The sequence below is a fragment of the Agarivorans sp. QJM3NY_33 genome, assembly GCF_050870865.2.
Lineage (GTDB): Bacteria > Pseudomonadota > Gammaproteobacteria > Enterobacterales > Celerinatantimonadaceae > Agarivorans.
In genome coordinates this window covers 1,706,491-1,728,137 of sequence record NZ_CP194039.2, presented here as the reverse complement: position 1 = coordinate 1,728,137, position 21,647 = coordinate 1,706,491, and the positions used below count along the sequence as shown (strand labels likewise).

Here is a 21,647-nt window from a genome sequence, read left to right as displayed (position 1 = left end):
CACTTAAGTTGATGAGGCTTAAGTGCCGGGCCTGTTGAACTAGCGGCCAAGCTAGTGAGTTAAACGATCGCAAGTTAAGCAGATCTCCCCACTCTTTGTTTATAAGAAGTAGAACATGCACTTTCTCTTTTCTCTGCACTGCTGCATCATTTACGGTGGCCGTTAGATCACATGGCTTCGTTGTCTTGTGCCAACTCGCCTCCAGCCTACGCCTCATATGATGTTCTTGTTCATCAGTTCGCCCTCTCTTTAGATAAAAAGACGTCCGGCTTCCTTCAGACATTCCCTCGCGGCAATGCCCTTGCCATTCGCTAGTAGTTAGCGTTTAATAATCAAAATATTATTAAACGGTGACCTTCCTACAGAGGACTTTCACCTCATTAGTTCATGCCCATGCTGGGCGTACACAATAAATTTAAGAGAGATTCACAACGCTTGACGCTTTCACTTCTAGCCAGTTTAGTGTTTATGGCACAATGATTTAAGTAAGGTGTCTGCGTTGTTCACACCTTAATTTGGCGTTATATGCCACCGGAGTTTGAGTGAAAAATACATTAATAGCACTGCTTCTCACTGGTGCCACTTGTTCATGTGACGATTTAGGTGTTGATAGCTGCTTGGATCGGGGCGGAAGTTTTGACTACGAAACTTGTCAGTGTGACTATGAAAACACTCATGAAGTTAAAAATAGCCATCAATGTTGAAATGTGTTGCAGTGTATTCAGTATGTGGTAGGCGTTATGGCTAGCTAAAATTCCAGTAATTAAGGAAGCTGAATGGCATATAACAAGCCGCTGTAATCGCTCACTGCGTTCGCTGGGACAAAAATATATAGGCAACCCTATGTTTAGTTTCTTCAAGAAAGAAAAATTTGAACCAGAATTCCCAGTCATAGACTTGGACTCAATTCCAGATGAAGTCTTCAGCAAGCTGTCAGCTTTTTCATCAGTAGATATAAGAGAAGATTCGGATGAAAAAGATATAGATTATTCTTTTGTTGTTGAAAAAGGCGTGACGCGTATTCACGTCGGCTTTGCGAATGATAGGATTTCATATGTAAACTACCTCACAGAACAATTTAACGGCAGTGAGAAGAAAAAGGCAGAGAAGCTGAATTGGTTTTTGGAATATTACGGCAAAAAAGAAGAGTATGGTGAGCCAAATAATACTGGCTATATGATATTTTTTCACAACACTAAAAGGAATCTCTCAATCGTATACGGGTTACACATGGGGCCTATTCGTGTTAACAATCACGCAAATGCCTAACAAAAAGGGGAACCGCGAGGGATATGCGCAAAACTAAATTTGATATGAATTTAGCAATATGCCAAAAAGTATTAGAGGCTTTTTCTGATATTGGAAGCGAACAATTGGCTCCAATTATCGAGGGGTTTTCTAAATCTATTGATCAAATAAAAGGCTGGGTAAATGACAATAATTTTCCAGCACCAAAATCCGAAATCGCTAAGGGTTTAGAGCAAGGTATTAACGATCTGTCGTTGTTAATTGAGGACCTCGAACCAAATTTCCGTTCTAAAGCATTTAGCGCTTTTTACCAAGCTGTGAATTCGGTAAATCCAGATTACTTTGAAAAGCAAAATGCTAAAATTCAGCGAGTCATCAAACGCGGTAAAATCAAAACAGAAAGTGAGTTCAATCTCTTACGTAATCGTCTAGACCGCATTGAAGGTAATGGTTCGCACGAAGAAAAGATTATCAGTAAGTTAGTGGAGCTGTATGAAATTCAAGCATAATCGGGTAGCCGGAGGTATCTAGCCCCCATAACACCCTGCATTCGGCTCCGCACAGGGCGTTTCACTTAGAATAGTGAAGCTTTATCCATCCATCTCGTAGCGCAAATAGACCTTGGGATTTCAAGTAAGCATTCGATAATGCTTGTTGGATGCCCGGTGTTTTTGAGCTCATCCATGGGCCTTTACTGGTACTAAGCTGTTAATTTTTGTATGTATTTTTGAAGTAACTCGCTACGCTCAAACAGACTTCAACTTTGATCCCTTGTTCATTTGCGCTACTCGGCGAAGATGATGGGATTTAAAAGCGTAATCTTGGCTATCGAGAGTGTGAAAGATTTTTGTTTTTAGAATGGGTGTTTAGTTTATTATCTCAGGAGGAAGTCGTGCAAGAAGAATATATGGAGTACTACGCAAAGTTTGATGAAGAGAAGCGTCTTCTTTCTCAAAATATTACGCGTATTGAGTTTGATACAACATTGAGTATGTTGGAGTCTTATATAGATCCTTCATGCAATTTAGCAGAGCTTGGTGCTGCGACTGGTCGTTATTCACTTCATTATGCTCAGCAAGGGATTAATGTAACAGCTGTTGAGCTAGTTCCTGAATTAGTCGAACAACTTAATAATAATGCAAAACGCCAATCTTTGAGTTTGTCTGTCTACGAAGCAAATGCAACGGACGTAAGCTTTATAGAGAATAACACCCAAGATGTCGTATTAATTTTAGGACCGCTTTATCACATACAATCAAAGTTAGACCGAGAAGCGGTGTTGAAAGAAGCTAATCGAGTTTTAAAACCAAACGGCATAGTTGCAATAGCTTATATCAGCCGGTTCTTTGTTGCAGGTTTGCTCGCAAAAATGTCCAGCGATTTAGTTTTGCCAACTATGTTAAGTGAGTTAAATGAAAGTGGTTTAGTGACTTCACCTGCCGTAGATCCATTTTTTAGAACAGGTTACTTTGCTAAACCATCCGAAATTGAATCTCTCGCAGTTCAAACGGGGTTTTGTGTCGAAAACCATATTGCAACGGATGGTTATGTTCGCTTTATTGATCAAGAGGTCAACCAGCTTAACGAAAAGCAGTATCAAGCTTGGCTGAAGTATCACCTTTCCACGTGTGCGGAACCATCATTACTTGGTAGTAGTAATCATGGTTTAGTCATTGCGAAAAAGTGCAGTTAACAATAAGAATAGGTGTCGCGCAGCCGACACCTTATTCGGGTGTTGAACAAGCCCGATGCTCCTTTCTATAGTAAATAACGCTGTTGATGTTAGCGGGGCCAAAGCCTTGTTCGTTTTCCCAAGGCGAGTTTAGCTAAGACAGGTTGAACGGCGCGAAACCCTTACCCGTCTTGTGTGGTTCTAAGCTGTTAATTTTTATGTATTTTTGAAGTAACTCGCTACGCTCAAACAGACTTCAACTTTGCTCTCTTGTTCATTTGCGCTACTCGGCGAAGATGATGGGATTTAAAAGCGTAATCTTGGCTATCGAGAGTGTAAAAGGTTTTTGTTTTTAGCATGGGGTCTAGTTTATTCTTAGTTTATTCTTTATTGTTTAAACAAGAAATTTTTCCTCTTAATAAGCTGTTAGGTTTACCATGGCAATAGATCATAGTCTGTTAAAAAAATTGGGGTATTCTACGAAGTGGATTGAATATCGAATGCTAGAAGAACAATATTTTTCCTCTCAAGTTAAAGATCAGGAAAGTTCTGGGCATGAAGGGTATGAACATTATCGGTATGGCGCATTTATACATTGGCTAAGAACTCGTGACTCGGCTACGGATCAGGAGATAGCGCAATTCCTTGAATTAACACTTAACGATACGGATGTGGTTATGGGGGGAAGTGCTGCTATTGAATTACTTAAGTGTCAATGGATTACTGATGCCCAATTTGAAAAGGTATGTACCGAGAGTCGTAAGTTCGGCAAGTGGCCCCTAAAACAAGCAATACGTTATAGGCTATTACGGGAATTGCGTAGCAATGCCGAGTTTGAGCTGCAAGCTCGTTGCCTGGATTCAGGTGACTCCATTGTCCATGAAGCTCTATTAGAGTTACAAAATATTGATGAAAGTATTTTGAAAGGCTTATCTGAAAATGGCGCTAATAAACGCATTAAAAATATTGCCAAAAACCAGGTACAAAAAACCTAATCGGGTAGCCGGAGGTATCTAGCCTCCAGCCCCCACAACACCCTGCATGCGGCTCCGCACAGGGCGTTTCACTTAGAATGGTGAAGCTTTATCCATCCATATCGTAGCGCAAATAGACCTTGGGATTTCAAGTAAGCATTCGATAATGCTTGTTGGATGCCCGGTGTTTTTGAGCTCCTCCATGGGCCTTTACTGGTGCTAAGCTGTTAATTTTTGTATGTATTTTTGAAGTAACTCGCTACGCTCAAACAGACTTCAACTTTGCTCCCTTGTTCATTTGCGCTACTCGGCGAAGATGATGGGATTTAAAAGCGTAATCTTGGTTATCGAGAGTGTGAAAGATTTTTGTTTTTAGAATGGGTGTCTAGTTTATTCACCTAGATTTTTCATGAAGCACCATTTTAACTGTTCTGGTCTAATTCCATCGGACACTTAATTTTGAGACAGTATGTTAATGAATTAAGAGGTCTATATGAGTTTGAAAAAATCACACAAGAGTTATCCACAAGAATTTAAAGATGAAGCGGTACTAATGGTGTTGGAGCAAGGTTACAGTGTTGCTGATGCTGCAAAATCTCTAGGGGTTGGCACTAGCCTGCTTTACAAGTGGAAAGAAAGGTACGAAGTCCAACGGCAAGGCATCACCCTAGAAGAGTCTGAGCGTGATGAACTCAAACGATTACGCAAAGAAAACAAAGAATTACGCATGGAGAAAGAAATACTAAAAAAGGCAAGCGCCTTCTTTGCGAAAGAAATGAAGTAAAATGTCGCTTCATAAAAAAACACTCAAATCAGTTCCCTGTTGCGCAGCTATGCCGAGTCATGAACGTAAGTAAATCAGGCTATTACGATTGGCTTAAACGCCCTGCGAACGTGATAGGCCTTGATACTTTGAAGCTTTATCGCCGTGTTCGCCAGTTATTCAAGAAAAGCCGAGGTAGCCTAGGGAATCGTGAGATGGTGAAGAAATTGCGCAAGGAAGGCTACCAAGTAGGCCGCTATGCTGTCCGTACAATGATGCAACGCTTGCGGCTGAAAGTGACCCAACGGCAAGCTTATAAAGTGACAACGCAGCGTAAACACTCTGACGCAGTCGCTGATAACCTGCTAAATATGAACTTTAACCCAAGCGCTGCTAATCAGGTTTGGGCTGGTGATGTGACCTACCTAAAAACAGGCGAGGGTTGGATGTATTTAGCAGTCGTGATGGATTTATACTCTCGCAGAATTGTTGGCTGGCATATTGATAAACGGATGACTACAGACTTAATTTCCAAAGCACTCATTAAAGCCTACAACTTACGGCAACCACCTAAAGGCTTAGTCTTTCACAGTGATAGAGGCTCACAGTACACCAGTAAACAATATCGTAAGCTATTAGTTGGTTTTGATATTCGAGCCAGTATGGGCGATGTAGGAGCGTGTTGGGATAATGCTGTTGTTGAACGATTCTTCGGAAGTTTAAAACACGATTGGCTGTTTAAAGTTAATCAGCCAACACGAGAATTTATGAAGCAAGATGTGGCTGCTTATATGAAGTATTACAACTTAGAGCGGCTTCATTCGGCCAATGGTGATTTATCACCGGTGGCGTTTGAAAATTCTCAACTAAAAGTGTCCAGTTTGGGTTGACCAGTACAAACTATGCCTAAGACGGACATATTCCTTCATTTCTATAAATCAGATAAACCTTGAGAAGTTAAAGATAGTGTTTTCACTATCTCTTTGAATCTATTAACTATTTCTGATTTTTCATTATCCAAGAAAATGAGACTAATGTCCATCTTTTGTGGCTCAAGTAATGGAAGTGATACCGTGTCTGTCTGATAAGATATTTTTTCAAATGCCTTAGGAATAATCGCAATACCTAAACCAGCACTCACTAACGAAGGTAGTAATAACGCTGAAGAAGCTCTGTGAGAAATAATTGGTTTGAAGCCGCACACTGATTCTATGATCGCAGTTGCTTGAGTATCATCAGGAGAAGCATATATAACAAATGCTTCATGTTCTAATTGCTGGTAATTTTCAATTCCCTTAGTAGATAAATGATGATTTTTGGGGAGAAGAAACGTTAAAGGTGACGAAGTCAAATGAAGAGATCGTAACCCTGCTGGTATGTCTTTCTTCATAGTCGTCATAAACGCTGTATGAATATCACCATTCTGCACCATCTGGAGCTGCTCATATGGGTCATGTTCTTCTAAACCAACCGCGATATCTGGATACATTTGTCTAAATGTTTCAATGACACTTCCCATAACGCCAGTATAAGCAGCAAGTCCAGAATAAGAAATATTGATGTGCCCCGCTGTACCATTGAATAACGCCTCTGAATACTCTAGTAACTCGTCCATCGCATTGATTATCTTATATGATTTACTCAGAATGTCTTTACCAGCATCTGTCAGAGCAACGTTTCGCTTATTACGAACAAATAGTTTTCCTCCTAAGTGCTCTTCTAAATTTTTGATTTGAATACTTAACGCGGGTTGAACAATATGTAATTTTTCCGCAGCCTTTCCAAAGTGTAGCTCTTCAGCCACACATGCAAAATACTTCAACTGTTTAATATCCACTTCAAATCTCTCTACTTTAAAAGTATTAAATAAAATTAATATATCACACAGATAAAAATAATATATTTTTTATATTAATGATACGGAAATATACTAATAAGTAGTTCCAATACACCAAAGAGTACATTTTATGTCTATTTCTAAACTAGGTTTATCTGCGCTACTTCTATCCTCTGTTTTCTGTATGAACGGCTGGGTAAATGCAGAGCCGTCTAATGAAGCTACGCAAAAAGTTCAAAAGGCTAATCCAGTTCAAGTTACGCCAATGCGCAGTATGATTATGGTATCTGTAAGAGATGATAGTGATTTACCTGCTGCATACCGTTGGCTATACAAATATCATGTGCCCGATAGCATTTCGCAATTCATGCCGTATGTAACTAAATATGCAACTTACCGGGCGCTCCCTGTTCCAAAAAACGGTGAAGATTATGGTACGTACAACTGGATAATGACTGAACATTATTGGTTATTAAACCCTTTTAACACTAGTGATTCAGCCACACCAAACGGCCTAGCTTTTAGCGAAGTTTATTCAAAGGAATATTTGGAACTCACACGCCAACCTAGCGATGGTGAACTTCGTCCATCAACTTGGATGGGGAGCAGAGAAGGCTACCACCCTACTGTATTTGTTTTCCTACCAATGTTCTGGGAAGACGATATTAAAGGCAGCGACCGTACTATTGAAGATGGTCCTAACTACCGTTGGACGATTGCGTTTAAATATCCAGACGGAATTAGCCAAGAAGAAGGTGACAAATGGTTTAAAGAATCTTTTGCTAAAGAACTTGCTAAGTTACCAGAAGTAAACCGAATTATATCAAGTCGTGTACTGAACACTCCACGAACCAGTCCGTTCCAGAGGGTAGCTGAAATTTGGTTTGACAGTAGTAAGCAGTGGGAAAAGGCTATGTCTGAAGTAAAAGATAAGATTAAGAAACCTTCTTGGGCGGAATATGACCAATTCCCATACATCGAACCTTATAAAGATTTTGTTGGGGAATTCTTACTTGATAGACCGGAATCAGATCATTTAACTCAATACCGTGGATATATCTCTACCCGATAAACAGTTAATTTTCCCATAAACCTAAGTTCTGCCAGTACATCGATACTGGCAGACTATTTTCTTGGAAGCCCCTAATTATTATGTATATAGAATCAACGAATAAAGTTAATCATAAGGCCATCATACTGGTTTTAGCAATGCTAACCGCCTTTGCACCATTCGCTACAGACATGTATTTGCCTGGGTTTGCTGCTATGGCCGAAACTCTGAATACTTCGACACCAAGCTTACAATTAAGCCTTTCTATATTTTTTTTAGGGTTAGCTGTCGGACAACTGTTATACGGACCAATATCAGATCGTTGGGGAAGAAAGACTCCCGTAATAACTGGGATTGCCATTTTCTTTATAGCATCAGTACTCATAATGTTTACCACTAACTATGAGCTTTTCATTGTGCTTCGGTTTATACAAAGCATTGGTGGAGCTGCCGGAATGGTAATGAGTAGGGTAATCATTCAAGATTTATTCGATCAGAAACAAAGTGCTCAAGCACTATCAACGATGATGGTGATGCAAGGAATAGGCCCCGTACTTGCTCCTATTTCAGGTGGCTTCTTAATAAGCCATTTTGCTTGGCAATCTGTGTTCTTATTATTATCTGTTTTCAGTTTCTTTTGCTTATATACGACGTTACGTTATATCCCAGAAACTTTGGTGTATAACGAAAGAAAAAATATTTCTGTCAATGATATTGCCAGACAGTTTATCAACATTCTGAAAGTTAAAGCTTTCTTGATCCCATGTCTTATTAGCTCTTTAGCCGTTTCAGTAATGTTTACCTTTATCGCAGCATCTCCAGATTTGTTTATGAAGATCTACCAATTAAACGAAACTCAATATGGATTTGCATTTGGTGTTATCGCCTGTGGCATAGTTGTTTTCAGCCAAATTAATAGACTGTTATTATCACGCTACACGCTTACTCAGATACTGAAGATGTCAATGATTTTTAGCGTAATTTTTTCTGTATTATTAATGCTATCTTTATCATCATCATCGTTAATCTACACAATGATTCCTCTATTTTTTTGTGTTGGCATGGTGCCACTAATAGCTGCAAATAGTACCGCTCTGGCAATGTCAGCTTTTCCAAACAATGCAGGTCCAGCCTCCTCTTTAGTTGGAATAATGCAATTTGGAATGGGTTTTATCTTTAGTAGTTTACCCGGTCTATTTGGAAACAATAATACGATAGTGATGGGCATTGTAATTGTGGGGTGTTTTAACCTCTCACTTATGCTGTTTTCTCTTTTGTCATCAGCAGTAAATTACACTCATAAGTTTAAATAACTCTATGACCTTATAGATGAAGTGGACGTAACCGTTCACCACCCCCCTATTGACATGTGACCGACAGCACTGGATCCGACTTTATCTTGTTGAGTGATCATTTCCAGGGTAAGCGCGCCCCACGATCCCACGGGCCATTTTAGTGTGAGAAGTTCCAGGGCAACAGAGCGTCGAGAGCAGGCTCTGGCTTTGCTAGCTCTTTCATACATTTGACCATGTAATCATAGAGTATCAGCCCATTGGCTTTTGCCGTCTCGATAATGCTATACAGGACTGCGCTGGCATCAGCCCCATTCGGGGTGTTGGCGAACAGCCAGTTTTTTCTGCCAATGACCAGCGATTTGATGGCGCGCTCCGCCCGGTTGTTGTCGATAGATAAATGACCTTCGTCAACATAGCGTATCAACTTAGGCCACTGACCTAGCGTGTACTTAATCGCCTTTCCAAGCGGACTCGATTCGATAATTTTCTGCGACGTTAACCATTGATAAAGGTCATCCAACATCGGTTTTGCGTGAGCTTGTCGTTCTCGCTGTCGTTCATCCGCAGCGGTGAGCTTTAATCGGGATTCAAGCGCATACAGCTTTTGGATTTTCGCCAACACCACATCCGCTTTACCCGTTTTGCCTTTCCCCTGAAGTTTCTTCGCATCGATGAACTTACGACGAGCATGAGCCAGACAACCGACATTCGTGACGTTCGTGACGTTCGTTAATCCATCGTACACCCCATAACCATCACTTTGCAGGTAGCCTGAGTAGTCACCTAAAAAGTTCACCGGACACGCTGGCGCGCGACTGTTTTGGTAGTCGAACAAGACGATGTTTTTCATCCCAGGCAGGGCCGCTTCGGGAGAGTCGCCTACAGCCACATATAACACTGTTTCTCTTCTTTGAGCACATTCAGCGGCGTCTCATCAGCTTGAACCACCACTTGCCCAAGTAAGTGAGTTTTCAGGGCTTGGTAAAGTGGCCTGAACTTTTCGCTGACTTCTATCACCCACCTTGCCATGGTGGTTCGTGACAGGTCGATCCCCGACTGAGTGAACAAAGTTTCCTGACGATACAGCGGCAGCGCATACTGATATTTACCGAGAATAATATGGGTGAGCAGGCTTTCGGTAGCGAAGCTTTTTGGGATGATGCTCTCTGGTGCTGGTTGTTGGTGAATTTGGCTTTTTTCAGCGTGTTGTTCACACTGACGACAGGCGTATTTTGGGCGAACGTATTCCAACACTTTTAGGATGGCGGGCGTGAACGCCAGTTTTTCACTGCGGTCTTCGCCGATTTTATGCAGCGTATGTTGGCAGCATGAGCACTGTTTGTCGTGCTCATCCAAGTCAAGCTCGATGATTTCACGCGGTAAGTCTTTAGGAAGGGGTTGACGCTTACCACGGCGTTTTGTGGTCATCGTTGTCGTGACCACTTCTTCTTCCACTTTAGCGGCTTCCCATTCCGCCTCATTAAAGAGGTCACCCTGTGCTTCATTATAAGGTTTTAACGCTTCTGAACGTTTAGCGAACTGGCGGTCAAGAGCGAGCTTAAACTGTTCAATTAAGGATTGGCGCTCTTGTTGCCATTGTACTTCCTTATCGAGCAGTGCTTTTCTCTCCGACATCAACGTTTTCACCATCGCTTGAAGCTCGGTGATGTCCTGGCTTTCTGGGTTCATATCAGGCGTCTTTTTCATGGCGTTGATTATACTAAAAACACCACACCAAGGCTTAGTATAACTGACTTTTATCGGAGTTAACTCATTGTAAAATCGTCTATTTTTATCGGTTTATGGCCGATTATCGTGAAGCCAGATAACAGCCTGTCTAAGTCAAATTGAGTCAGAGTGTACACCTGTTTTTTCTCTTGAGTGGGCCATTTGAATTTGGCTTTTTCCAACCGTTTGTACCACAGGGCAAAGCCCGTTTTATCCCAGTACAACACTTTGACTTTGTCGCGTTGTTTATTGGTAAATAGGAACAGTGCGCCCGTGCCGAGCGGCAAATCGGTTTCAGCTTCAATAATGGCCGCCAGGCCATTGATAGACTTTCTAAAATCCACACACTCCCGATACAGGTAAACGTTCGGGGCACTCAACATTCTCTTCATGACAGCGCTCCGATTAATTCGGCTAAGTAACGGACGGGAGTGCCTTGCGGTACGCTGAGTTCAACGTTATTTATCGATAAGGTCATATTAGCTATGGGTGTTTGAGCCACTTGGTAGCAAGTCGTTTTTTCGATAACTTCTGCTTTAACAAAGCTGCCGATATTGGCTGACTCCGTAGTTTGTAACTGTTGGCGTTTGGCATAAAAGGTAGAAAGACTTAACCCATTACGCTCACAGAAGACTCGCTGGGATAGATGACTGGATTGGTATTTTTCAAACAGAGTTTGCCATTCTTGGTCGGTACGTCGCTTTGCCATTTCAAATCTCCTTGGGGTTGGAGATTTGAGCTTATGGCGTGCTGAGGTTCATTAGAATGTGGGGTTTATGAGGCGGTTACTTAATATATGACTGAACAGAACAAAGCTACTTTAATCTCGGACCAGACTGAATTAATCATTAACCTTCTTGAGAAGAACTTTGACACTCATTTAAATATTGTATGGGCGAGTAATGCACTATTACTCGGTGCTATTGGTTGGATTATAACTTCAAAAGAAGCAAGAACCTTTCTCTCAAGATCCAGGGGCATCCATAATGCCGCCCAATCGACGATTGCATTGGTCGCATTCATTCATTATTACTTGTTGTGGGTGACCTATAATAATTCATCTAAATTATATGAACTCATTGAAAATAAAGTGAATTTTATAAAGGAAGGCTTATTTCTTTATAACATCCCTATAACTGTCGTTGCTTTAAGAGCAGCTGTAACCTTTGTTTTATTCTTGTACTTTCTAGTAAAAAACACAGGGGCTAAAAACACATAATTGGCTCGCCGGGGGATCTAGCCTCCGGTTCCCACCAGCTTGAATATGCATAAACAATCTGAGCTGGCTCATACACCAGCACTTCAGCACTAATTAATATATTTAGCGTAACGTTGATAGTTGACCGTTGTGATAAACGAATTGCCTGCCTCTAGCTCTAACAGAGATTGCTTACTGTAAGCCACCGAAAAACGGTCATATAAGACTTTGAGTAACAGTTCTGCTTGTTCATTCTGCTGGGTTTTCATTGACAGATGGAGCAACGCTAAGTATGCATCAGGTTGATAAGGCTGCTTAAGAATGCTGTCAACCAGCATGGTTTCCGCCAATTGAGACTCACCTAGAGCATCTTGTAAACTAGCCATTTCCACCTGAATTCGAACATCCTTAACCACTGGCTCAGGGTATGCGGCTAAACATGCCAAGGCGAGTTCGTATTTTTTTTGCTCGTAATAATACAAAAAGTAACGGGGGTGTATGGTCTTGTGTCTTGCCAAGGAACGACTCAAAGCAACCGGTAATTCTCGATTTGGTACATCATCGCGAACTCGTAGCAGAACCCCAAGTATCGAGTCTTGCTGCTGAAAGCGTTTTGGCATGAGATTATAAGTGCGTAGCATTTGATTATAGCGAGAGTCTTCTAGGTATTTAAAAAATAGACCTAAATTATCTAACTGTTTATGGGAATAAACATTAGTACGAGAACTCTCTTGTATGAAATCGAAACCACTAGAGATCCCCGCACCTAAAGCTAAATTCACAACATCAACAATAACACCGTTCAACCATGTGAATTGATAATAAGCCAAAAGGTCATGATGAGCCGCGCGGTAATAACTAATAAAAGAGCCATTATTACCGGTTTGACTGCCGATATACATCCACTCCATATCTGGCGTTTGCTTCATCCCGGTAATCATGCCTTCACTCACCGTTGAAAACAATCTGTTTAAGTTCTCTTTAGCAGTGGCGTTGAGATCCTTGGTGCCGATGAAATACTCAATCATTTTATCGTAATCTATTTTACTGGATAACGCGTCTTCGGTTTGTTGATTGAGCGCTGACTCAAAATTGAGAAAAAATTGCTCGCTATATAATTCAACTGGCTTTGCTGTGCGAGGTGCTGGTTCAGCCATCTGCCCCGTGCTCAACTCCGGCCCAGAGGTTCTCTGTTGTGTATTGGTTTGCTCGGCGTCGGTACTGGCACAGGCTTGCAGCAACACAAGCAAGAACCCGATAATCAAATGCTTCATGATCACTCTCCTTGCTCAGTGGCTTGCTTTTTATTTAATAAAAAATTAACCAATTGATTCATCGACTGATAAGCCGGATCAGAGGTGACATTGGTGATGCTATAACTAATATCTAATTGTTTTCTGGCCTCACGCATCAACTTGGCAAAGGCTCGCACACCTTTTGCATCAACTGCGGCTTGTTTATTTTGATAACGCTGTTGATAAATAAGCGTTCGATAATGGGAATCAAACGTGGCGCTAAATTTAAAATAATCATCTTCGAACAGCTGCTCATCGTTAAGCGCACTAAAATCAACATCATACGGCAAAATCAATTTTGATTGATGTGAAACGGTGATCGGCCCGCCAAGCGCATAAGCTTGGCGGCGGTCTATTTTTTTGGGAACCCTCAAGTAATAGTCCAAACTACTTGAATACAAACTGAACACCGCATCCGCTTGTTCCAATCTCCAAAAATCATCTAACACGTAGTGCTCTTTCACTTCAATGCGATTACTTATTTTGTCATCATTAATATTAATATCTTGCAGGGCTCTTAGCGCAGGATAATAGCGTTGGTAGTATTCCAAATAAGCCTGAGACAAACGTTTTATCGATTGATTCGCCATGTCATAACGAATGCGTTCCGCTTCGGTACCTGTAAAAACACTATTCACCGTCAATAGAACCGGCGATTGGTAATCGGCGGCGCGAAAGGTTTCGGATACATCCACTAAGTTATCACTAGCATTTAACTCAGGCATTGTCGTTAAGCCGGTATTTCCAGGAGCAATCACTAAAGCTTGGCCGAAGTTAGCAGGCACAATCGTTTGTAGCTGCGATGCTTGATAAGCATTCGTTGGATCAATCCAGTACTGCCGGTTTTGGTAGGTCATACGCACGATGGCATGATTAAAAGCGTTATAGCTGGGTAAGGAATCGCCAATAGTATTGCGTTTATAACTAGAGACTAAAACTGGGTAAGCTTCGACGCCAATGGCTCTTAAGGCGCGAACCAACAGTAAAGATTTGTCCTTACAGTCACCATAACGATTATCAAACACTTGCGAAGGTTGATGGGGGCGGTGAGAATTTTCGGCAATTTCAATCCCCAAATAACGGACCTCTTGCTGCGCAAAGGCAATCGCTTTTTCAATCGCTAATTGAGTGGGCTTTGTCTTTAAGTCGGCTAGCCACTTTGTAAATGCAGGAGAGTCATCTTCTGGCAAATTAAATAACTGCTCTGCCCAGTTAGACACTTCTTGCCATGTTTGAAAGCTAGTGACTTGCCAAAAAGGATAGACATTATCCCAACTGGGAGCCTGACCATCTTCATCATAAGCAGGAACATCTTCAAGATGAACCGAATAACGCAAAGCATTGGCCAACGACTCAACTTTAACCTTGGTATCCAAATTCACCACTTGGGTAGAGAGCGGTCGGGCCTTCGGACTGACAACGCTAACCCAAACCTGGGCAACATTATCTCTCCAGCCCAAACCAAAAGTTTGGCTAAAGTTGCCTGCAAAGACTGGATTTTCGCCAATCACGCTAAAACTATAATCAATAATGTCACCTGCGCGAACGTCTTTTAGCCATAACTGTAACTGCTTTTCCCCTGAATAGAGTTTATTGTGTTGTTCCGTTTCCAAATCAATTAAACGAATATCTTTAGTAAACAAGCGATTGAGCTTGTGATGCTGACGATGAATTTCAATATGGTGTAATTCTATGCGTTGAAAATCAGGATTGAAGGTGATTTTAATATCCGAGTTATCTTCTATTCCCCTAACATCATTCACTTGCAAACGAAGATGCCGATAAAAATGAACCTGCTTGGTTTTTAGATTCACTTGGGTATCGGTGACTAAAAAATTAGCCGACGGTAGCCTTTTATCTGAAACTTTACTGGCGACTGCCGGATGTTGTACCACCCACTGTGGCACAGTGCTCACTCGCCAAAATGGCGACTCGGCGGCCTGAGACGAATTAAGTACAACGAACTGAAATAAAAACAAAAATAAGATAATAATTGGTCGACAGGCTGGCACTGCAAATCCTTGCACATAGTGATAAGGCTCCATACTAGTAACAAAGAAGTAAAAATTAAAGTCGAGTTTCAAGGTAAAGTTAAAATCGAAGCGGTAGCCCCTGCAGATGACGACATCACTAGCAGACAAGTCTTTTTAACAAAACGCCAATCTTAAGCCACAGATGTAACGCAGCAAAACCAAACCTTCTATTTTGTTTAATCGTTTGCTGTAAGTTGCCCATCGACACTTCACCGAACACCCAAGAATTATTTATTGCACAATTCTTGCTTATTTTGTTTTAATCTTCGTCTCATGCAATGAGCAATCAGCATCCCATTCAAAGACATCAACTGATTTGTCTTGATTGTTGGTCATACAACACGCAAGGAGTACCTTTTGGAATATATTCAGCTATTCAGTTTTATTGTCGTCACCAGTCTCTTGGTGATCTCCCCGGGCCCCAACGGTTTATTGATAGCAAAAACGGTTCCTACATCCGGTAAAAAAGCTGGCTTTTTAAATATCGCTGGTTTTGTTGCGGCTTTCTATCTGCATGGATGTGTTTCCATTTTTGGACTTGCCGCGCTGCTATATCAATCTGCGACCGCGTTTATGCTGCTCAAAATTGTCGGCGCAATCTATCTTACTTGGATAGGGCTAAAGTCGCTATGGGCGGCCTATAAGCCAAAACCGTCATCATCTGAAGACGCAACTACACTCAGTCCCCCGCTCACAACACTAACTAAGCGCAACGCATTTTGGGAAGGTTTTTTAACCAACGCTCTCAATCCCAAAGTTTCGATGTTCTATCTTGCGGCTTTTCCCCAATTTATTCCAAATCACCAGCAAGCCATTGTTTATGCCTTGTTACTGGTCACGGTGCATGCTTTGATCGCCCTACTTTGGTTCTCTTCACTAGTAGTATTGATGTCGAAACTCTCCAGCATGGTGAATAAAGGCTTGTTTCAAGGTCTACTCAAGAGCATCACAGGCTTAGTGTTTATTGGATTTGGCGCCAAGCTACTGATGTTAAATAATAAGTAGATACCGCACGCCAGAATTAATTTCGCGGTTGGGGCGAGTGTTATGCCATATAGGGGGCAACATGCGGACCCCACATCGCGTGAGCGCGAACGAGCGGCGCTTCCCAAAGCACGGTGGATCGAAGATACAGAAACATAGATATATCGGTTATTGAAGCCCAAATATACACTTCAACTATGAAATATTTCCGCTGATAAACTGAATCTATCGAGATAAAATACTACAAATAAGCTATAGTGCTTGGCTTGATTTTCTCATCAACAAAGTTGTTGGACGCTCGAGCCAGCAAAACTAGCTGATGAGCCTTGTGATTTGGCTAAGGTTAACAATTCATGATCCACACACCCGCTATTTTCTTTACCCGTCGTCCGGTTGTATTTGGCTTAGCCATTTTATGTACCCTACTTTGGGGCAGTGCCTATCCCGCCATTAAAACTGGCTACCAATTATTGGCCATCGCCCCCCATGACATCGCTTCACAAATGGTATTTGCTGGTGAGCGCTTCCTGCTAGCCGGTATCTTATTACTGATACTCGCCCGCATCATGGGTAAACATCGTTTTGGGATGAGCATCAAGAAAATGCGGCAAATTGCACTACTCGGTGTAAGTCAAACCAGTTTCCAATATGTTTTCTTCTATATTGGCCTCGCCTTTGCGAGCGGTGTAAAAGCGTCGATTTTGAATGCTACCGGGACCTTTTTTAGCGTGATTCTAGCGCACTTCATCTATAAAAATGATCGTTTAAGTCATCGCAAGTCTATTGGTTGCTTGGTTGGTTTTGCGGGGGTCTTTTTGGTTAATTTTAATGGGTCATTACTCAATTTTGAATTCAGCCTGGCGGGTGAAGGCTCCATTGTTTTGGCAGCGTTTATCCTCGCGGCGGCCTCTATCTATGGCAAAAAAATCTCTCAAGAGATCGACGCAATGCTGATGACAGCCTGGCAATTAGCAATTGGTGGCTTAGTATTACTCGCCTTGGGTTTCGCCTTTGGTGGAAAACTTGGCCAGTTTGACCTTGCTAGCAGTCTATTACTTTTTTATTTGGCCTTGTTATCTTCGGCTGCCTTTGCACTTTGGAGTACTTTACTCAAATACAATTCAGTAGCCATGATCACCGTGTTTAACTTTTTGATCCCAGTATTTGGCAGCATGCTTTCAGCATTATTTTTAAATGAATCGATTTTAGAATGGAAATATTTACTGGCTTTAGCGTTGGTCTGTTCAGGGATCTATCTGGTCACTCGCCTTCCCAGCGCCGCGACCCGCAAACAGGCCATGGCGGAGGAAGTCCCTCAACCAGATAACTAGCCAAACAACAAGGGAGATGTCGACCAATACGTCATCTCCCCGAATGTTATAAAGTCTGTTAATTAAGACTTGATGCTCTAAATATACAGCAGTTAAGCCAGTATAGGCGCATCAAAATCGGCTGGTTCATCACTATAAGCACGTACCAGCGCATCTTCCACCAAGCCAGTTTCGGCCACACAATGGGTTTGAAAGAAATCTTGAATTTCCTGGCGCTCACAGTGCGCCTCAAAGCTGGTTTGATCGGCCCAAATTTCGTGAAAGGCAATTGGATAACCGTCGGCAGGCGCGAAAGGATTATCGATTTTCCGTGTCACCGTATACTGGATACAGCCATCTTCACGCGCAGCATTAGGTTCTAAAGCTTGCAGCACCTTAAATAACTCATTCTCTTTACCTGCTTTAGGTTTAAACATCGCAACGCAGTAGATTTTCTTAGACATTGAGCTTTCCTTATAAAATTGCGAGCCAAACTCGCGGTACATAGACAAATTACCGATAAATAATAAGGCTTTATACCGCCAAAAGCTGTAACTAATTACACTTTAATAAATAGCTAACACGCTCGATAACATTCCGTTTGTTGCGCCAATAAGCGTTGATAAGCAAGCGCTTGCCGAAGTGCTTGTGGGCCTTGGCACCAGTTGTAGTTAAGTTCTGCCCACAGCGGGTCGCTGACCCGCATGCCTAAAGCTTGCAGATACACCTCTTGAGCCAATACATACTGGGTTTTATAAGGCAGCAACACGCCACCCTGCGATACTTGCAAGTGTAGTGCTTCAGAATAAGAGGCACACCAGTGATTGAGCAGACTCAGGCAGGGTTTGGCATGCCAAAACTTACCCGCATCCTGGTGGCGGGTTAGGGATTGCTCACAACTGAGTATCAACTGGGCCTGCTGCCAGTCTTTAAATCCAGCTTGGCGCGCCAATAACAACAAGGCATGTTTGAGTTGTGGCGGATTACCCCTGCTTAAGGCTAATAGTGAGCGGTGTTCGGCAGTGTCCGGTGACTTTTTAAGCCAAAGCTTGGCGCGAATTTTTAGTTCTTCAGTCGCAGATAACATCTATATGTTTCCCAAATACTTAATTTGTTTCCCGCAGAACAATATTCAGAATGACATACAGTGTCGATATTGAGGTTTGTCTGTTGCGCTTTAGCCTATAGCGTCAACTTAACAGACAGGTTGGGGTGAGTTCCTCTTGGCGGGTAGGCGCCCCCTAGCACCTGCCCGCTATTCTGCCAAAACTATAATACTTTCTCAAGTACGAAAAATTCAACTCACCGCAGAACTCGGCTGCGATACAGCCTCCGAGGAAACAGTGCTTTGTTCTTCGGGTAATAACAGGCTTAAGAAAATCGCCATTAAGCCACCCGAAGTGACTGACGAGCCAAAAATATTTTGTACTAACTTAGGCGCATGCTGAAGTAAATTAGGTACTAGAATCACACCGAGCCCCACCCCGAAGGAGACCGCCATAATCAACAGCTTACGACGATTCAATTGATCGCTGGCCAAGATCTTAACACCGGCAGCCGCCACCGTTCCAAACATCACTAAAGTAGCCCCACCTAACACTGGTTTAGGTATGAGCTGTAGCACCGCCCCCAACATGGGGAACAAGCCCAAAATTACCAAGATAGCGGCAATGTAATAACCAATATAACGACTGGCGACACCCGTGAGCTGGATTACCCCATTATTCTGGCTAAAGGTGGTATTTGGAAAAGTATTGAAGGTTGCCGCTAACATTGAATTAAACCCATCGGCTAATACCCCTGACCGGATCCGCTTTAAGTAACCATCGCCTTTAATTGCTTGCTGCGAAATAATGCAGTTAGCAGTAATATCCCCTGCCGATTCAATAGCAGTAATGAAGTAAATCAAGGCTACTGGAAGAAAAGCGACCCAATCAAAGCTAAAACCATATTTAAAAGGCACCGGAATGCTAACCCAAGGCTGTGCGGTAATTGAACTGCCGTCCAATTTACCCATCGCCAAAGCAATCAAGGTCCCCACGACCAGTCCAATCACAATAGACGATAACCGTAACCAAGCGTTATTGGAGCGATTCAACATAATAATTGTGAGTAATACGATAGCGCCAAGGCTTAAATTTTGGAAACTCCCAAAGTCTGGCGCATTGAATCCACCCGCCAGATCGGTCATGCCCACTTTGATCAACGATATACCAATGATGGTAATGACAATACCAGTAACCAAAGGGGTGATGATTTTTTTCATTTTGATCAGCACTTGAGATAGGAAAATCTCGATAAATGCTCCCAAAAAGCAAACCCCAAAGATTAATGACAATATCTGCTCAGGCCCCCCGCCTTGGCTTTTAGCGATAAATCCCGCTGCCAATACCGAGCCCAAGAAGGCAAAGCTGGTGCCTTGCACGCAAATCATGCCCGCACCAACGGGACCAATTTTTTTCGCCTGAATAAAGGTGCCAACCCCAGATACCATCAGTGCCATACTAATCAAGTAAGGAATATGTGCACCGAGTCCAAGCACTCCTCCTATCACCAAAGTGGGGGTAATAATCCCCACAAAACAAGCCAGCACATGTTGCAGGCCCGCGAAAAATGCCTGACTCACTGGCGGACGATCGTCCAGTTCAAATAGTAACTCTTGTGAAGAGGTGTTTCCGTTTTCGCTAGTCATAACTAACTCCCTGTCAAAAAAACTCACGCGCATCAAAAAAGTTGACCACTAAGTCAGCTTATTAACGCAAGGAACCTGCCAACAAAGTAAGCTTGCAAACAAAAACCCACCAAAAAGCAACCTAAGGACTACAAAACCACCACAACTGACACATCCAACACAATTTTTTCACCTTAAGCCACAGCCATTCAAGGCTCTAACACTGCACCAAAGTAGTGCCCGCAAAACCATGCTCGCACCAAAACAAATCAATTTTTTCTGATGGAAATAACAAGTCTCTAAAGGTATTTACAACAAAGCTTGTGTTAATCTACTTTTTTGACTTAAATCAAAAAACATGACCAAGTGGCCAGCTTTTTGCTATCGCTATTCGGTATTACAAATAGACAACCACAACCGTTGAATAATGAAATGGAGTTCTTCATGAAAATAAATAAATGGATGGCTGCTGCAGCATTGGCTTTCACCAGCATCCTATCATCAGCATCTAACGCGGCCGACGAACCACTCAAAGTGGGCTTTGTTTACGTTGGTCCGGTCGGAGACCATGGTTGGAGCTACGAGCATGACCAAGGCCGTATCGAAATGGAAAAACACTTTGCAGGTAAAGTAAAAACCACCTTTGTGGAAAACGTACCTGAAGGTGCTGATGCTGAACGAGTGATCACTCAATTGGCGAAATCGGGGCATAAACTGATCTTCACCACCTCATTTGGTTTCATGAACCCCACCCTGAAAGTCGCCAAACGATTCCCAAATGTACGCTTTGAACATGCAACAGGTTACAAGCGATCTAAAAACGTCTCGACCTATGTACTACGAACGTATGAAGGTCGCTATGTTTCTGGGGTTGCGGCAGGCATGACCACCAAATCCAATGTGATTGGGTACATTGCCTCCTTCCCGATTCCGGAAGTCATTCGCGATATTAACGCGGTTTATCTCGGCGCTAAAAGTGTTAACCCAGATGTTAAAATTAAAATCGTTTGGGCCAATACTTGGTATGATCCAGGTAAAGAGGCCGACGCAGCCAACGCATTAATGGATCAAGGCGTAGATGTTATTTTACAACACACCGACAGCCCTGCTCCGCTAATTGCAGCAGAAAAACGCGGCAAGAAAGGCATTGGCCAAGCATCAGACATGAGCCACTTTGCACCAACTGCTCACATGTTCTCAGTGCGTGACTACTGGGCGCCGCATTACATACGCACCGTTGAAGAAGTGATGAATGGCACTTGGAAGTCTGAAGATTACTGGGGCGGCTTTGCTGAAGACTTGCTACATATCACATCGGTTAATCCAAACTTACCGGAAGACGTGAAACAAGCGATTAGCGATACTCAAGAGAAGATCCGTTCCGGCGCCTTCCATCCTTTCACTGGACCAATCAAAGACAACCAAGGTAAAGAAGTGATCCCTGCAGGTAAATCACTGAACGACAAAGAGCTAGCGAGCGTGATGTGGTACGTCGAAGGGATCGACGCCAGCATTCCTAAATAGGAACAATATCCACACTGCAATATACCGCTGCCAAAGCAAAACCTTGGCAGCGGCTTAAACCTCA

General features: G+C 42.5%; 19 protein-coding genes and 1 pseudogene. 11 read left to right on the top strand and 9 right to left on the bottom strand.

Features of this window, described 5'->3' with window-relative positions:
- Window positions 1-843 precede the first annotated feature (843 nt).
- The 5 genes from ACRRSY_RS07805 to ACRRSY_RS07785 all read left to right on the top strand — a co-directional run bounded on the left by ACRRSY_RS07805 (window position 844) and on the right by ACRRSY_RS07785 (window position 5,547).
- Entirely contained in the window at window positions 844-1,269 is a 426-nt protein-coding gene (locus tag ACRRSY_RS07805) for a hypothetical protein (protein ID WP_432459039.1), read from the top strand.
- 23 nt (window positions 1,270-1,292) lie between these two features.
- The gene (locus ACRRSY_RS07800; protein WP_432453757.1) at window positions 1,293-1,757 is read left to right on the top strand and encodes a hypothetical protein; all 465 of its coding nucleotides are present in this window, start codon (window positions 1,293-1,295) and stop codon (window positions 1,755-1,757) included.
- A gap of 383 nt (window positions 1,758-2,140) precedes the next feature.
- Complete coding sequence (locus ACRRSY_RS07795) at window positions 2,141-2,941, top strand: class I SAM-dependent methyltransferase (protein ID WP_432462895.1); 801 nt, start codon at window positions 2,141-2,143, stop codon at window positions 2,939-2,941.
- Window positions 2,942-3,420: 479 nt separating this feature from the next.
- Entirely contained in the window at window positions 3,421-3,915 is a 495-nt protein-coding gene (locus ACRRSY_RS07790; protein ID WP_432462894.1) for a hypothetical protein, read from the top strand.
- Window positions 3,916-4,387: 472 nt separating this feature from the next.
- Window positions 4,388-5,547 (top strand): IS3 family transposase gene (locus ACRRSY_RS07785; protein WP_432462893.1). Its coding sequence is split into 2 segments (ribosomal slippage): window positions 4,388-4,637 and window positions 4,637-5,547, totalling 1,161 coding nucleotides; the frame shifts between segments, so codons are not numbered across the junction.
- A gap of 41 nt (window positions 5,548-5,588) precedes the next feature.
- Here ACRRSY_RS07785 and ACRRSY_RS07780 read toward each other — a convergent pair.
- Window positions 5,589-6,494: a LysR substrate-binding domain-containing protein gene (locus ACRRSY_RS07780; RefSeq protein WP_432453760.1), complete on the bottom strand. Its 906-nt coding sequence runs from the start codon at window positions 6,492-6,494 to the stop codon at window positions 5,589-5,591.
- Between the two features lie 130 nt (window positions 6,495-6,624).
- Here ACRRSY_RS07780 and ACRRSY_RS07775 point away from each other — a divergent pair, with 130 nt between their 5' ends.
- Together ACRRSY_RS07775 and ACRRSY_RS07770 are read left to right on the top strand one after the other, a co-directional pair.
- Complete coding sequence (locus tag ACRRSY_RS07775; RefSeq protein ID WP_432462892.1) at window positions 6,625-7,566, top strand: hypothetical protein; 942 nt, start codon at window positions 6,625-6,627, stop codon at window positions 7,564-7,566.
- Between the two features lie 80 nt (window positions 7,567-7,646).
- Entirely contained in the window at window positions 7,647-8,858 is a 1,212-nt protein-coding gene (locus ACRRSY_RS07770) for a multidrug effflux MFS transporter (protein WP_432453762.1), read from the top strand.
- Between the two features lie 139 nt (window positions 8,859-8,997).
- Here ACRRSY_RS07770 and tnpC read toward each other — a convergent pair.
- The 3 genes and pseudogenes from tnpC to tnpA form a co-directional block, all read right to left on the bottom strand.
- A pseudogene (tnpC, locus tag ACRRSY_RS07765) lies at window positions 8,998-10,547 on the bottom strand (IS66 family transposase).
- Between the two features lie 59 nt (window positions 10,548-10,606).
- A complete protein-coding gene (gene tnpB / locus ACRRSY_RS07760; protein WP_432462891.1) occupies window positions 10,607-10,960 on the bottom strand; it encodes an IS66 family insertion sequence element accessory protein TnpB in 354 nt (117 codons plus the stop codon).
- Entirely contained in the window at window positions 10,957-11,277 is a 321-nt protein-coding gene (gene tnpA / locus ACRRSY_RS07755) for an IS66 family insertion sequence element accessory protein TnpA (RefSeq protein ID WP_432462890.1), read from the bottom strand. Before tnpA ends, tnpB begins: the two co-directional genes overlap by 4 nt.
- Window positions 11,278-11,364: 87 nt before the next feature.
- Here tnpA and ACRRSY_RS07750 point away from each other — a divergent pair, with 87 nt between their 5' ends.
- Window positions 11,365-11,787 carry a hypothetical protein gene (locus tag ACRRSY_RS07750; RefSeq protein WP_432462889.1) on the top strand — a complete coding sequence of 141 codons (423 nt, stop codon included), beginning with the start codon at window positions 11,365-11,367 and terminating at the stop codon, window positions 11,785-11,787.
- 89 nt (window positions 11,788-11,876) lie between these two features.
- Here ACRRSY_RS07750 and ACRRSY_RS07745 read toward each other — a convergent pair whose 3' ends face one another.
- Together ACRRSY_RS07745 and ACRRSY_RS07740 are read right to left on the bottom strand one after the other, a co-directional pair.
- Window positions 11,877-13,040, bottom strand: a complete 1,164-nt coding sequence (locus tag ACRRSY_RS07745) for a hypothetical protein (RefSeq protein ID WP_432462888.1) — start codon at window positions 13,038-13,040, stop codon at window positions 11,877-11,879.
- A 2-nt stretch (window positions 13,041-13,042) separates the two neighbouring features.
- Entirely contained in the window at window positions 13,043-15,088 is a 2,046-nt protein-coding gene (locus ACRRSY_RS07740) for a DUF3857 domain-containing transglutaminase family protein (RefSeq protein WP_432462887.1), read from the bottom strand.
- Window positions 15,089-15,451: 363 nt separating this feature from the next.
- On the opposite strand from ACRRSY_RS07740, the gene ACRRSY_RS07735 reads away from it, so the two are divergent.
- Both ACRRSY_RS07735 and ACRRSY_RS07730 read left to right on the top strand, forming a co-directional pair.
- Window positions 15,452-16,099 (top strand): LysE family translocator, encoded by a 648-nt coding sequence (locus tag ACRRSY_RS07735; RefSeq protein ID WP_432462886.1) that lies wholly within the window; start codon window positions 15,452-15,454, stop codon window positions 16,097-16,099.
- 332 nt (window positions 16,100-16,431) lie between these two features.
- Window positions 16,432-17,409 carry a DMT family transporter gene (locus tag ACRRSY_RS07730; RefSeq protein ID WP_432453766.1) on the top strand — a complete coding sequence of 326 codons (978 nt, stop codon included), beginning with the start codon at window positions 16,432-16,434 and terminating at the stop codon, window positions 17,407-17,409.
- A 92-nt stretch (window positions 17,410-17,501) separates the two neighbouring features.
- Here the strand turns inward: ACRRSY_RS07730 and ACRRSY_RS07725 are convergent, their stop codons facing one another.
- From ACRRSY_RS07725 to ACRRSY_RS07715, 3 genes are all read right to left on the bottom strand, one after another.
- Window positions 17,502-17,852: a putative quinol monooxygenase gene (locus ACRRSY_RS07725; protein WP_432453767.1), complete on the bottom strand. Its 351-nt coding sequence runs from the start codon at window positions 17,850-17,852 to the stop codon at window positions 17,502-17,504.
- Between the two features lie 113 nt (window positions 17,853-17,965).
- Window positions 17,966-18,475, bottom strand: a complete 510-nt coding sequence (locus ACRRSY_RS07720; protein WP_432453768.1) for a hypothetical protein — start codon at window positions 18,473-18,475, stop codon at window positions 17,966-17,968.
- Between the two features lie 210 nt (window positions 18,476-18,685).
- Window positions 18,686-20,080: a uracil-xanthine permease family protein gene (locus ACRRSY_RS07715; protein ID WP_432459030.1), complete on the bottom strand. Its 1,395-nt coding sequence runs from the start codon at window positions 20,078-20,080 to the stop codon at window positions 18,686-18,688.
- 423 nt (window positions 20,081-20,503) lie between these two features.
- On the opposite strand from ACRRSY_RS07715, the gene ACRRSY_RS07710 reads away from it, so the two are divergent.
- On the top strand, window positions 20,504-21,583 hold the full coding sequence (locus tag ACRRSY_RS07710; RefSeq protein ID WP_432462885.1) for a BMP family ABC transporter substrate-binding protein: 1,080 nt from the start codon (window positions 20,504-20,506) through the stop codon (window positions 21,581-21,583).
- The last annotated feature ends 64 nt before the right edge of the window (window positions 21,584-21,647 follow it).

Bases quoted from the DNA above. Each gene is read 5' to 3' on its own strand.
- ACRRSY_RS07805 (WP_432459039.1), top strand. From the start codon at position 844: ATGTTTAGTTTCTTCAAGAAAGAAAAATTTGAACCAGAATTCCCAGTC.
- tnpB (WP_432462891.1), bottom strand. From the start codon at position 10,960: ATGAAGAGAATGTTGAGTGCCCCGAACGTTTACCTGTATCGGGAGTGT.
- ACRRSY_RS07775 (WP_432462892.1), top strand. From the start codon at position 6,625: ATGTCTATTTCTAAACTAGGTTTATCTGCGCTACTTCTATCCTCTGTT.
- ACRRSY_RS07750 (WP_432462889.1), top strand. From the start codon at position 11,365: ATGACTGAACAGAACAAAGCTACTTTAATCTCGGACCAGACTGAATTA.
- ACRRSY_RS07725 (WP_432453767.1), bottom strand. From the start codon at position 17,852: ATGTCTAAGAAAATCTACTGCGTTGCGATGTTTAAACCTAAAGCAGGT.
- ACRRSY_RS07710 (WP_432462885.1), top strand. From the start codon at position 20,504: ATGAAAATAAATAAATGGATGGCTGCTGCAGCATTGGCTTTCACCAGC.
- ACRRSY_RS07800 (WP_432453757.1), top strand. From the start codon at position 1,293: ATGCGCAAAACTAAATTTGATATGAATTTAGCAATATGCCAAAAAGTA.
- tnpA (WP_432462890.1), bottom strand. From the start codon at position 11,277: ATGGCAAAGCGACGTACCGACCAAGAATGGCAAACTCTGTTTGAAAAA.
- ACRRSY_RS07720 (WP_432453768.1), bottom strand. From the start codon at position 18,475: ATGTTATCTGCGACTGAAGAACTAAAAATTCGCGCCAAGCTTTGGCTT.
- ACRRSY_RS07730 (WP_432453766.1), top strand. From the start codon at position 16,432: ATGATCCACACACCCGCTATTTTCTTTACCCGTCGTCCGGTTGTATTT.
- ACRRSY_RS07770 (WP_432453762.1), top strand. From the start codon at position 7,647: ATGTATATAGAATCAACGAATAAAGTTAATCATAAGGCCATCATACTG.
- ACRRSY_RS07715 (WP_432459030.1), bottom strand. From the start codon at position 20,080: ATGACTAGCGAAAACGGAAACACCTCTTCACAAGAGTTACTATTTGAA.
- ACRRSY_RS07745 (WP_432462888.1), bottom strand. From the start codon at position 13,040: ATGAAGCATTTGATTATCGGGTTCTTGCTTGTGTTGCTGCAAGCCTGT.
- ACRRSY_RS07790 (WP_432462894.1), top strand. From the start codon at position 3,421: ATGCTAGAAGAACAATATTTTTCCTCTCAAGTTAAAGATCAGGAAAGT.